Annotated in this window: 7 protein-coding genes; 6 read left to right on the forward strand and 1 reads right to left on the reverse strand. The window is 45.1% G+C overall.

Annotated features, from left to right (window positions below; translation table 11 throughout):
- The first annotated feature begins 540 nt into the window (after window positions 1-540).
- The 5 genes from NX720_RS12345 (at window position 541) to NX720_RS12365 (ending at window position 11,599) form a co-directional block, all read left to right on the forward strand.
- On the forward strand, window positions 541-2,526 hold the full coding sequence (locus tag NX720_RS12345; RefSeq protein WP_262601404.1) for an ankyrin repeat domain-containing protein: 1,986 nt from the start codon (window positions 541-543) through the stop codon (window positions 2,524-2,526).
- A 335-nt stretch (window positions 2,527-2,861) separates the two neighbouring features.
- Window positions 2,862-5,441 carry an ankyrin repeat domain-containing protein gene (locus NX720_RS12350; RefSeq protein ID WP_262601405.1) on the forward strand — a complete coding sequence of 860 codons (2,580 nt, stop codon included), beginning with the start codon at window positions 2,862-2,864 and terminating at the stop codon, window positions 5,439-5,441.
- A 135-nt stretch (window positions 5,442-5,576) separates the two neighbouring features.
- Complete coding sequence (gene tnpC, locus NX720_RS12355) at window positions 5,577-7,250, forward strand: IS66 family transposase (protein WP_262595368.1); 1,674 nt, start codon at window positions 5,577-5,579, stop codon at window positions 7,248-7,250.
- A 450-nt stretch (window positions 7,251-7,700) separates the two neighbouring features.
- Window positions 7,701-10,124, forward strand: a complete 2,424-nt coding sequence (locus NX720_RS12360; protein ID WP_262601406.1) for an ankyrin repeat domain-containing protein — start codon at window positions 7,701-7,703, stop codon at window positions 10,122-10,124.
- A gap of 95 nt (window positions 10,125-10,219) precedes the next feature.
- Window positions 10,220-11,599: a tryptophanase gene (locus NX720_RS12365; protein ID WP_262601407.1), complete on the forward strand. Its 1,380-nt coding sequence runs from the start codon at window positions 10,220-10,222 to the stop codon at window positions 11,597-11,599.
- A gap of 38 nt (window positions 11,600-11,637) precedes the next feature.
- Here NX720_RS12365 and NX720_RS12370 read toward each other — a convergent pair whose 3' ends face one another.
- Window positions 11,638-12,294 carry a histidinol-phosphatase gene (locus NX720_RS12370; protein WP_262601408.1) on the reverse strand — a complete coding sequence of 219 codons (657 nt, stop codon included), beginning with the start codon at window positions 12,292-12,294 and terminating at the stop codon, window positions 11,638-11,640.
- 299 nt (window positions 12,295-12,593) lie between these two features.
- Here NX720_RS12370 and NX720_RS12375 point away from each other — a divergent pair, with 299 nt between their 5' ends.
- Window positions 12,594-13,085 (forward strand): RNA pyrophosphohydrolase, encoded by a 492-nt coding sequence (locus NX720_RS12375; protein ID WP_262601409.1) that lies wholly within the window; start codon window positions 12,594-12,596, stop codon window positions 13,083-13,085.
- The last annotated feature ends 48 nt before the right edge of the window (window positions 13,086-13,133 follow it).

A 13,133-nucleotide genomic window follows, 5' to 3' on the forward strand; every position in this document is an offset into this window, starting at 1 on the left:
ACTTTTCTGGAAAAAATATGAAAATAAAATTGCTTTTATAATGGGCAGAGGCTGTCAGTGTATTTATTCAAAAAACAGGGAATTATTTTTTTCCAATTCCTTCTGATCCTGTCGTGTTTCATTTCATATGCATCAAAAACCGTAGCACAATCACAGGTTCATGACATAAGCGCATTGCCGGGTTTGTACGCAGGTGCAAGGTTTGGAGATGAGCTGCTACCCGGTTTAAAACACCAGCAGAATGATGCCCTGCCTGACACCAAAGCAACCGAAGGTGAATATACCAGTGAACGCTTACCAGAAAGTAGAAGCCAGCCAGGATTTCTCCGGCTAAGCAGCCCATACACTCTGAATGTTGATGCTGACAGTCTGCAACCCGCGAAAGGAACAGCCTGCGTCACTGAGGCGCTCGATTCCGGACAGCGAAAAAAATGGCAATGCTTTAGTGAGCAGGGGGGGCATCACAGTGTCACTATCGATATTCCTGTTTTTCATGTTGATGAATCCGTGATTTTACTTCCGGCTAATCAGGACGTGACGGTGCAGTACCTGTCTTTATCAGAAGGAGAGATAACAGCATCCCCCCAGTTCGAATTTCATCAATCTGATATTGCCAAAGCAGCTTTAAAGCAATCATTGCAAAACAAGAAAAAAATTGATGAAGCCGTTCAGAAAGCTTCTGCAATGATCAAAATATCCACCAGGAGCAAGGACGACGATCCGTCCATCAAAGCCATTCGCTTTAAACTGCTTAACGATATTTCCAGAGAAGATGAGCAGATGCTTCAGGAAACAATCAAAAATATCAGGCTGGGTGACAGACCTGAAATTCTGAAAAATACAGACGACATGTTTCTACTTCCTGACACGACTTTACAGCTGAGTTCCCATGGCTTGCAATTCGCAGGTAAAATCAGCAACCTGGCTGGGGGTAAAGACGGAGGTGCTAAATCGAACAATAAAAATACAAAGCCCAATAAAAAAAGCTCTGGCAAACAGCCATCCACTTCATCGGGAGCCAGTTCACCAGGAGCCAGCTCCTCCACTTCTGCTGATTCTGCTGAGTATAAGTTCAAGTTCTCTGAAAACTGCCCATATTGCCAGAATCAAAGATCAGAAAAAAAACAGGGTACAGACAAACACCATGAAACAAAATCCTTAATGAAAGAAAAATTTAAACAAGAAGCCTCATCAGATAATACAATTGATGAATTTGATTATGATAAGTTAGATAAAGCAATCCAAACAAATAATAGGCAATACATAATACAGTATCTTGATGAGTATCCCTATCGCATAGACGGATTGATTCCCAGACAGTATGATAATGCTTGCAGTCTACTGAGTATTGCCATTAAGTTAAATCAACCGGAGATTGTAGAATTACTGCTTAAAATGCGAGCAGACGTAAATCAAAAACAAGATCCTATTTTGCTCGCCTGTCGCACTATTCCTGATTGTTCTTATAGAGCTGATAAAAAGCTTGAAATAATCAACCTTCTTTTACATTCTGGAGCAAGCCCGAATGGCTACGAAGAAAATCCATTCTTTTATTACTCTTTGGATACACCGCTGACTTTCTGCATTAAAAAGAAATCTTTGAAAGGGCTAAAAAATTTGCTTAGTCATGGTGTGAACCCAAACCCGCAAGAATCGTTAACCAATAAAGGTAAAATGAAGATTTGTGAGTTTTATCTTAGTCATTGGTGCAGTTCGGAGTTTCTTGAACTGTTATTGGATTATGGCTTTTATCCCAACAAGCCTTATCAGGGTTTATACCCAATCCATATTGCTCTTATGGAGCCGCATAATTGGACATTTGAACAGGTTAAACAGCTGGTAAAGTATGGTGCTGATGTTAATATGGGGACTAAGGATGGCGGTGCGACGCCTCTTCACATTATCCTGTCAACCGAAGTAGGCCACACCCGAAACCTGAAAAGAAGTGACATTATAGATATAGTCATATATTTGATTTCTAATGGGGCTGACCCTGAAATTAAAGGCTGTCTTCCAAAAGAAAGTCCTGACATTCGTTTTCCTAAGAACAGGAATGGCATGGCTGCCCTTGAAATGAGATCGCCTTTCGCTGCTCTGAAGCTTGCTGATGATGAAATGCGAAAACTTATGGAATCAGAGACTGAAGTCTATAGAAAAAAGTTACGGTTAACACAGCTTGATGTGGCCGGGGTAACAGGTGGCAGAGGCTCTGCTCCAGATGTTGGCGACAGTTCAGATTCAGACAGCGAGGCAGATGACATTCCCACCAATACAGACAGACCGTCTCTGCTTAAACGACTTGCTAGAATGTTTGGGTGTATCAAACCTGAAACCATTCCAGAACCTTCAGCCCCGCCACGTGAAGACAATGGCTTTCCAGAACCTTCAGCCCCACCACGTGAAGACAATGACTCTCCGGGACATTCAGCACGATACATGCCTGTATTCGACACGGAGTTTGATAATGTGGCACCTCCTCCCTATTCCGAGGAAGACCCTAATCCTTCTCCCTATTCGGAAAAATAAAAGGTCCTGAATAAATATAAAGTACTTTATATGGAAATCTGGCAGGCGCAATGCCTGCCATTCCGGAAACGGAGTACATCAAGGCGATGACCGCCAGGGTGACACGGTTATAAACGTCAGGCCTCTTTCAATTCAAACCGGGTTGGAAGAGGCTTCCGCTTGACCGATACAGTTTGCTGTCCTATAAACCTGTCCTGAATTTTCCAGCGGAATTAAGCAGGTACCAAAATAAAAAAACATGAGCTGTCAGGGTTGATGTGCCGTTTAAAGAAGCGCTTACTTTTCTGGAAAAAATATGAAAATAAAATTGCTTTTATAATTGGCAGAGGCTGTCAGTGTATTTATTCAAAAAACAGGAAATTATTTTTTTCCAATTCCTTCTGATCCTGTCGTGTTTCATTTCATATGCATCAAAAACCGTAGCGCAATCACAGGTTCATGACATAAGCGCATTGCCGGGTTTGTACGAAGGTGCAAGGTTTGGAGATGAGCTGCTACCCGGTTTAAAACACCAGCAGAATGATGCCCTGCCTGACACCAAAGCAACCGAAGGTGAATATACCAGTGAACGCTTACCAGAAAGCAGAAGCCAGCCAGGATTTCTCCGGCTAAGCAGCCCGTACACTCTGAATGTTGATGCTGACAGTCTGCAACCCGCTAAAGGAACAGCCTGTGTCACTGAGGCACTCGATTCCGGACAGCGAAAAAAATGGCAATGCTATAGCAAGCAGGGGGGGCATCACAGTGTTACCGTCGACATTGCTGTTTCTCATATTGATGAATCCGTGATTTTACTTCCGGCTAATCAGGACATGACGGTGCAGTACCTGTCTTTATCAGAAGGAGAGATAACAGCATCCCCCCAGTTCGAATTTCATCAATCTGATATTGCCAAAGCAGCTTTAAAGCAATCATTGCAAAACAAGAAAAAAATTGATGAAGCCGTTCAGAAAGCTTCCGCAATGATCAAAATATCCACCAGGAGCAAGGACGATGATCCGTCCATCAAAGCCATTCGCTTTAAACTGCTTAACGATATTTCCAGAGAAGATGAGCAGATGCTTCAGGAAGCAATCAAAAATATCAGGCTGGGTGACAGACCTGAAATTCTGAAAAATACAGACGACATGTTTCTACTTCCTGACACGACTTTACAGCTGAGTTCCCATGGCTTGCAATTCGCAGGTAAAATCAGCAACCTGGCTGGGGGTAAAGACGGGGGTGCTAAATCGAACAATAAAAATACAAAGCCCAATGAAAAAAACTCTGGCAAACAGTCCTCCACTTCATCGGGAGCCAGTTCATCAGGAGCCAGCTTTTACACTTCTGCTGAGTATAAGTTCAAGTTCTCTGAAAACTGCCCATATTGCCAGAATCAAAGATCGGAAAAAAATCTGGGTACAGACAAAAACTTTGAACTAATAGAAAACAACTTTAAACAAGTAGCCTTATCGGATGATGAAATTATTGAATCTGATCCTATTAAATTAATTAAATCAATCGAGGAAGATGATCGTTCGTATGTAGAAAGTTATCTCCATAAATTTCCCGATAGAATAGTAGTACCTGTTGAAGGTGAATTCTTTCGAGAAGAGACTCTTCTGAATATTGCCATTTATGAAAAAAGACCGGAGATGGTGAAATTACTGCTTGAAGCTGAAGCCTTATATAATAAAATTAGTGAACCTGATAGCATTAAATTAATTAAAGCAATCGAGAACGATGCTCGTTTGTATGTAGAAAGCTATCTCAATAAATTTCCCGATCACATAAAAGTACCTGTTAAATGTGGATTCTTCGAAGTAGATGCTAGTCTGCTGAAGCTTGCCATTCTGAAAAAAAAGCCAGCGATTGTGGAATTACTGCTTAAAAAAGGAGCAGACTTGAATCAAACAGAAAATCTGATGTTGGTCGCCTGTAAATGGACTGATCGGGGAGATAAAAAGGATAATTTAGAAATAATCCACCACCTGTTACGTTTTGGAGCAGATCCGGATGCTTACCAAGAAGGTTCTTGGCCTGAAACAACGCTGGGTTTATGCATTGGAAATGATTCTGAAGAGGCTTTTAATCTCTTGCTTACTCATGGTGCAAATCCAAACCCATCAGAGTCGTTAACCGATGACAGTCAAACGGATATTTGTAAGTTTTATTTAAGTAATAAAAATTTAACTTTCCTTGAAATCTTATTGGAACATGGCTTTAACCTCAACAGGTGTTATCAGGGGTTGTACCCAATTCATATTGCACTTATGGAGCCGGATTTCTGGACACTTGAAAGAGTCAAAAAACTTGCAGGTAGTGCTGATGTTAATATAAAAACTGAGGATGGTGGTGCGACTCCTCTTCATCTGGCTGTATCATCCTTATCCCACACACCAGATATTAAAGAAATAGTCATTTGTTTAATGTCTCATGGAGCTGACCCTGAAATTACAGGCCGCCTTCCAAAAAGTTGTAATATCTATCGTATGCACATTAAGGCTTGTAAAGCCTTTAAAAAGGAAAAGTCTATTACTGCTCTGGAGCTTGCGGAACCTCATGTACGAGAAATAATAATATCACAGCAAGGCGCTCAAAGAAGGTTGCAGGCAATGAGGCTTAATGCAGCTAGAGGAACAGCTACCGGAAGCTTTGCTTCTGGTGCAGGCGACAGTTCAGGTGCAGACAGCAAGCCAGGTGACATTCCCACCAAGGCAAGCAGACTGCCGTCTCTACTTAAAGTTCTTGCTCAAAAAATCAGGTTCACTAGCCTGGCTGTTCCTGAACTCAGTCCAGAGCCTTCAGTCCCGCCACCTGAAGACTACCTTCCTTCAGAAGAAAACAGATCTGCATCCGTCACCGAATCTTATGGTGTGGCACCTCCTCCCTATTCCGAGGAAGACCCTAATCCTTCTCCCTATCCGGAAAAATAAAAGGTTCTGAATAAATATAAAGTACTTTATATGGAAATCTGGCAGGCGCAATGCCTGCCATTCCGGAAACGGAGTACATCAGTAACTTTTCTACAAACCACTAAACATAAGCTCAAAGTCGTCTACTTTTAGAGTATGCAAAATGCTCATGTTTCAGGATCAGGCACAACACCTGCATTACTGCCTGCCCCCTTTGCTACCTCGCAGGTCATCCTCACCAAGCAGGAACACATCCAGCTAAAACAGCAGGCCAACCTCTGGCATGCCATGTGGAAGGCGGCCTGTGGCCGAGAGAAAAAAGTATTGGCTAAAAATGCCTCTCTTATCGCTCAGCATAAAGCCGAAATGGCTGGGTTGAACACCCAGGTCGCTGATCTGAAATCAGAACTGGCACACATGAAGCACTTGCTTTTCGGTCGTAAATCAGAGAAGACCAGTTCTTCTTCAAAGAAAAGTGGCAATACTACCCGGCCACCTTCAAATCGAAAACGAGGTCACCAGCCCGGAGTCCCCGGCTCTGGTCGCCATCTTCACAACAACCTGCCAGTGGTTCATGAGTCTGTAGACTTACCAGTGGACAAACAGTGTTGTACAGTCTGTCACCGGCCATTCAAGTCTTTTTTCAATGACGACAGCTGCGACGTAATTGAAGTTGAAGTTAAGGCTCACGTTCGTCGTTATCACCGAAGGCATTACCAAAAAACTTGCCAGTGCCCTGAAACGCCCAATATTACTACTCCACCACCTCCACCAAGACTCATCAACAAAGGAAAGCTTGGTATTTCTGTCTGGGTGGAGCTGTTGCTGAATAAGTACGCATACGGCATCCCCATAAACAGGCAACTTGAGTCTTATAAGACTCAGGGACTGGAACTGTCGCAGGCGACCATCTCCTTTGGCCTGGAAGCTATAACGCCCTTTTTTGAGCCGGTTGCCGAAGCTACTCGGGAATTCGTCGCCAGTAGCGATCAGTGGCATGCTGATGAAACCCGGTGGATCAGCTGGGCACATGAGACCACAGGTTCTCACAAACATTGGCTTTGGGTATTTCTCTGTGATCAGGCGGTTTATTTCAGCATTGCTGACACCCGTGCGGCTGTCGTACCAGAGTCGATCATTGGTGACGGGGCTGGAACGCTGGTGTGTGACCGATACTCAGCGTACAAAAAGCTTGCGAATGATGCGGTGTCTATTAATTTAGCTTTCTGCTGGGCTCACGTCAGGCGGGATTTTATTGACGCTCAACGAGGTGATCCGGAGTTGGAGAAATGGAGCGCCACCTGGGTGAACAGGATTGGTCGTTTATATCATCTTAATAGTCAGCGACTTGAAGTGCTTGATGAACCAGAGCAGCTAGCAACACAGCAGTTACGGCTTGAACATCAGGTAGAGCAGATGGCAATCCAGAGGGATCAGGAACTTAATCGTCCTAAACTGCGAGTCAGAGCGAAAAAAGTGCTCGAAAGTCTACAGAATCACTGGGAAGGATTGACCCGCTTTGTCACTGATCCCGGTATCCCCATGGATAACAACGCTGCAGAGCAAGCACTGCGCACAGGTGTCGTTGGCAGGAAGAATTACTACGGCTCTGGCAGCGTATGGAGTGCTGATATAGCCGCTTTTCTATTCAGCGTTTTTATGACGCTAAAGCTTTGGGATATTAATCCAAAAATCTGGCTGGGTGCCTATCTTGAGGCTTGTGCCATAAATGGCAGGAAGCCACCTAATGATCTCACTCCTTATCTGCCCTGGTTAATGAGTGAGGAGCGGCTTTGTGAAATGCGCAATCATGATCCGCCAAAGGTATAACAATTGGAGGCAACAATAGGGAAAAGCGGTGTCTTAATTGCTAATTTTGAAGCGGTTTGTAGAAAAGTTACGTACATCAAGGCGATGACCGCCAGGGTGACACGGGTATAAACGTCAGGCCTCTTTCAATTCAAACTGTATTGGAAGAGGCTTCCGCTTGACCGATACAATTTGCTGTCCTATAAACCTGTCCTGAATTTTCTAGCGGAATTAAGCAGGTACCAAAATAAAAAAACAGGCGCTGTCAGGGTTGATGTGCCGTTTAAAGAAGCGCTTACTTTTCTGGAAAAAATATGAAAATAAAATTGCTTTTATAATGGGCAGAGGCTGTCAGTGTATTTATTCAAAAAACAGGGAATTATTTTTTTCCAATTCCTTCTGATCCTGTCGTGTTTCATTTCATATGCATCAAAAACCGTAGCGCAATCACAGGTTCATGACATAAGCGCATTGCCGGGTTTGTACGAAGGTGCAAGGTTTGGAGATGAGCTGCTACCCGGTTTAAAACACCAGCAGAATGATGCCCTGCCTGACACCAAAGCAACCGAAGGTGAATATACCAGTGAACGCTTACCAGAAAGCAGAAGCCAGCCAGGATTTCTCCGGCTAAGCAGCCCGTACACTCTGAATGTTGATGCTGACAGTCTGCAACCCGCTAAAGGAACAGCCTGTGTCACTGAGGCACTCGATTCCGGACAGCGAAAAAAATGGCAATGCTATAGCAAGCAGGGGGGGCATCACAGTGTTACCGTCGACATTGCTGTTTTTCATGTTGATGAATCCGTGATTTTACTTCCGGCTAATCAGGACATGACGGTGCAGTACCTGTCTTTATCAGAAGGAGAGATAACAGCACCCCCCCAGTTCGAATTTCATCAATCTGATATTGCCAAAGCAGCTTTAAAGCAATCATTGCAAAACAAGAAAAAAATTGATGAAGCTGTTCAGAAAGCTTCCGCAATGATAAAAATATCCACTAGGAGCAAGGACGATGATCCGTCCATCAAAGCCATTCGCTTTAAACTGCTTAACGATATTTCCAGAGAAGATGAGCAGATGCTTCAGGAAGCAATCAAAAATATCAGGCTGGGTGACAGACCTGAAATTCTGAAAAATACAGACGACATGTTTCTACTTCCTGACACGACTTTACAGCTGAGTTCCCATGGCTTGCAATTCGCAGGTAAAATCAGCAACCTGGTTGGGGGTAAAGGCGGGGGCGCTAAATCGAACAGTAAAAAAATAAAGTCCAATAAAAAAAGCTCTGGCAAACAGCCATCCACTTCATCGGGAGCCAGTTCATCAGGAGCCAGCTCTTCCACTTCTGTTGAGTATAAGTTCAAGTTCTCTGAAAACTGCCCATATTGCCAGAATCAAAGATCGGAAAAAAACCTGGGTACAAACAAATACTCTGAAGTCAGAACCTTAACGGAAGAAGAATATAAACAAAAAGCCTTGTTAGATACTAGAATTAGTGAGTTTGATCATGTTGCATTAATCATAGCAATCAAGAGCAATGATAAAGATTACATAAAAAGGTATCTCTGTAAGTTTCCCCATCGCATAGACGCATTGATTAAGTATGGGGGATTTTACCATGATAGTGCCAGTCCACTGAGTATTGCCATTCTGCTAAATAAACCGGACATTGTGGAATTACTACTTGAAATGGGAGCAAACGTAAATCAAAAAAAAGATCCGATTTTGCTCGCCTGTGAATGGATTAGAAAGGAAAATACCACTCAAAAGCTTGAAATAATCCACCATCTGTTAAGTTGGGGGGCAAGCCCGAATGTCTGCGAAAAAAATTCACACTATCCTAATACACCGCTGACTTACTGCCTTCATAATTACTCCATGGAAGGGCTAAACATTTTGCTTAGTCATGGTGTAAACCCAAATCCGAAAGAACCGTTAACCGAGAAAAATCAAATGGAGATTTGCCGGTATTATTTTAAGAATCACAGCACTAATGGGGATTTTCATAATAAACACGAGAGTTTGGATTTTTTAAAAGCATTATTGAAGCATGGCTTTGATCTCAACAGGAGCTATCTGGGTTTGTACCCAATCCATATTGCACTTATAAAAACGCATGACGGGACACCTGAATATGTCAAAGAACTGGTAGATGGTGGTGCTGATGTTAATGTAAGAGCTGAGGGTGGCGGTGCGACCCCTCTTCACTTTGCCTTGTCATCCCAAGGCAGCAAATACGATGTTAGAAAAGTGGTCACTTGTTTGGTGTCTTGTGGAGCTGACCCTGAAATTAAAGGCCGTTTTCCAGAAAGTTATGGCTTCTATAGTTCTATGCATGATAAGGGTACTGCCCTTAAAGGGAAACGGCCTTTCACTGCTCTGGAGCTTGCTGATGATAGAATGCGAGAACTTATAGAGTCAGAGATTGAAGCCCGGAGAAAAAAGTTACAGGCAATAAAGCTTGATGCGACCGGAGTAACAGGTGCCAGAGGCTCTGCTCCAGATGCTGGCGACAGTTCAGATTCAGACAGCGAGGCAGATGACATTCCCACCAATACAGACAGACCGTCTCTGCTTAAACGACTTGCTGGAATGTTTGGGTGTATCAAACCTGAAACCATTCCAGAACCTTCAGCCCCGCCACGTGAAGACAATGGCTTTCCAGAACCTTCAGCCCCGCCACGTGAAGACAATGGCTTTCCAGAACCTTCAGCCCCGCCACGTGAAGACAATGGCTTTCCAGAACCTTCAGCCCCGCCACGTGAAGACAATGACTTTCCAGAACCTTCACAACGCATGCCAGAATTCGGCGATGGGTTTTATAATGTGGCACCTCCTCCCTATTCCGAGGAAGACCCTAATCCTTCTCCCTTCCGGAAAAATAAAAGGTTCTGAATAAATATAAAGTACTTTATATGGAAATCTGGCAGGCGCAATGCCTGCCAGCACCTAAACTACTGTCTTGACTCTGATATAACCGGAACCAGGGCATGAAAAGAATACCCGAACCTTTTCGTATAAAAATGGTGGAGCCGATCCGGATGACCACCCGGGCTGAGCGGGAGCAGGCTTTACAGGCAGCGGGCTACAACCCCTTTCTGCTAAAGAGCGATGACGTTTACATTGACCTTCTGACAGACTCTGGTACGGGGGCCATGAGCGACCAGCAGTGGGCTGCCTTAATGGTTGGGGATGAGGCTTATGCCGGCAGTAAAAGCTTTATTCGACTCCAGCAGGTAGCGCAGGATGTCTTTGGTTATGAGTATGTTCTGCCGACCCATCAGGGGCGAGGTGCAGAACAGATTTTATTTCCTGAACTGATTGCCCGAACCGGCCACAGCCAACCCATTTTCATCTCTAATTACCACTTTGATACCACGGCAGCCCATGTTGAGCTGGCGGGTGGTCAGGCCATCAATCTGGTTAAGGCTGAGGCGTTTGATACCGGTTCTGCCGACCTGTGGAAAGGCGATATTGACCTCAACCGTCTTCAGGAAACCATTGCTACAACGGAAGCCGGGCAGATTGCCGGGATTATTATCACGATCACCTGTAACAGTGTTGGCGGGCAACCGGTTTCCATGGGGAATATACGTTCCGTGAGTGAAATCGCCAGGGAACATAACATCCCGGTTATTCTGGACTGTGCGCGTTTCTGTGAAAACGCATGGTTTATCAAGCAGCGTGATCCTGATTATGCCGCACTATCATTGCCGGACGTTATTCGGGAGATGTTCAGTTATGGAGACATGCTGACGCTTTCCGCCAAAAAAGATCCGGTGGTGAACAGCGGTGGCTTGTGCTGTATCCGGGATGATGAAGACCTTTACCGCAGTGTGTCGGTGCGCTGTGTACCGATGGAAGGGTTTATTACCTATGGCGGTATGACCGGGCGGGATATGGAGGCGCTGGCGACCGGACTTCGGGAAGGCATGAACGAAGACTTTCTCAGCTATCGTATCGGGCAGGTGGCGTACCTGGGGGAGAGCTTGTGTCAGGCGGGTATACCGATTCAGTCCCCGACGGGCGGGCACGCTGTGTTTGTCGATGCTAAAAGAATGTTGCCGCATATTCCGCCTGAGCAGTTTCCGGCACTGGCATTGACCAATGAATTGTATCTGGAGTCGGGTGTCAGAGGGGTTGAAATTGGTTCTTTGTTGCTTGGACGTGACCCGCAAACCGGTAAGCAGAAACCTTCGCCTATGGAATTGATGCGCCTGACCATTCCCAGACGAGTGTACACCAACGATCATATGGATTATGTGGCAGAGGCTTTAAAGGCCGTTAATGAGCGGGCTGAGAGCATTAAAGGCGTTCAGATGACTTATGAACCGCCGGTACTCAGGCATTTTACAGCCCGCTTTTCTTAGGCCATGGGCATTTCTTACGCTATGGGCATTTGAGTGGGTTAACGAAGGTTAAGCACCGGCCAGTCATTTTCCCGTGCTGTTCTTTCCAGTTCCGGGTCTGGATTAACAGCAAACGGGAAATCTACCTTTTGCAGCAGTGGCAGGTCGTTTTTAGAATCACTGTAGAAATAGCTGCCTTCCATACTGAACTCAGGGTTTTCGGTCAGCCATTCCTGCAAGCGCGTTACCTTACCGTCCTGAAATGTTAGCGTACCAGCCACTTTGCCAGTGTAACGGTTATCCTTAATTTCCAGCTCGATAGCCAGCAGCGTATCGACACCAAATTCATCGGCGATAGGCTCGACCACGAAACGGTTGGTTGCCGTAATGATCATCAGGTGATCACCCTGATCCCGGTGTTTTTGCAGCATTGCCCGTGCTTTTTCCAGCATAATCGGGCGAATGTGTTGCTCCATAAACAGTTCATGGTATTGCTTTAATTCCTCCATGCTGTAGTGGGTCAGTGGTTCAAGGGCAAAATTCAGATACTCGTAAATATCCAGGGAGGCCTGCTCATACTGCTGATGAAAATAAGCGTTGCCCTTACGATAAGCTTCCACATCCACCAGTTCCTGTTCACACACGAACTCCCCCCAGAGATAATCGCTGTCATTGGCGATCAGAGTATTATCCAGATCAAAAATTGCGAGAGCCACAAGACCTCCTGCCAGACTGCACGGCTAATAAATTTTTATAACTGTCGGCCATGAAATAGTTAAGGACACAGTTCAGGTTGAAACAGTCTAAGACATCAATAGGACAAAAGCAGGACGCAGGTCAGCTTTAGCGGAAAATTTTTGCGTTTGTGAATGCGGTCAATTGAAAGAGGTAAGGGCTAACTGTCTGTTTTCAGAGGCAGATCAATATTAGTTCAACTAAATTGGCATCTTCGTTGCTGTGTTTACGCCGTTTGTGAAACAATGCGTTATAAGAAACATTTTAGGTAGCCGCAGGCGTGATTGATTCAGATGGATTCAGACCAAACGTCGGTATTATCCTCGCAAATCAACACGGTCAGGTCCTTTGGGCGCGGCGTATAAGACAGGACGCATGGCAATTCCCCCAGGGGGGAATCAATGATGGAGAATCTCCGGAAGAAGCCATGTACCGGGAACTCTATGAAGAAATAGGTCTTCAGCCGGAAGACGTGGAAATTCTGGCCTGTACCCGGGGATGGTTGCGTTATCGATTGCCTCGACGTCTTGTACGCAGAGAGCAGTACCCACTCTGTATTGGACAGAAACAAAAGTGGTTCCTGCTAAAGTTGCTCACAAGCGATGACCGTGTCAGCGTGGATCATACACCGTCCCCCGAGTTCGACGGATGGCGTTGGGTCAGTTATTGGTACCCTCTTGGGCAGGTTGTGTCATTCAAGCGGGAAGTATATCGACGAGCCTTGCGGGAGCTGGCTCCAAGGATTGGGCGTTTACAGGGTGGTGGCAACTGACAGAGACCACCCGGTCGGGGAATTTCAGGCGGAGGTTAAGAGCAGACG

The sequence above is a fragment of the Endozoicomonas euniceicola genome (genome assembly GCF_025562755.1).
GTDB classification, from domain to species: Bacteria; Pseudomonadota; Gammaproteobacteria; order Pseudomonadales; family Endozoicomonadaceae; genus Endozoicomonas_A; species Endozoicomonas_A euniceicola.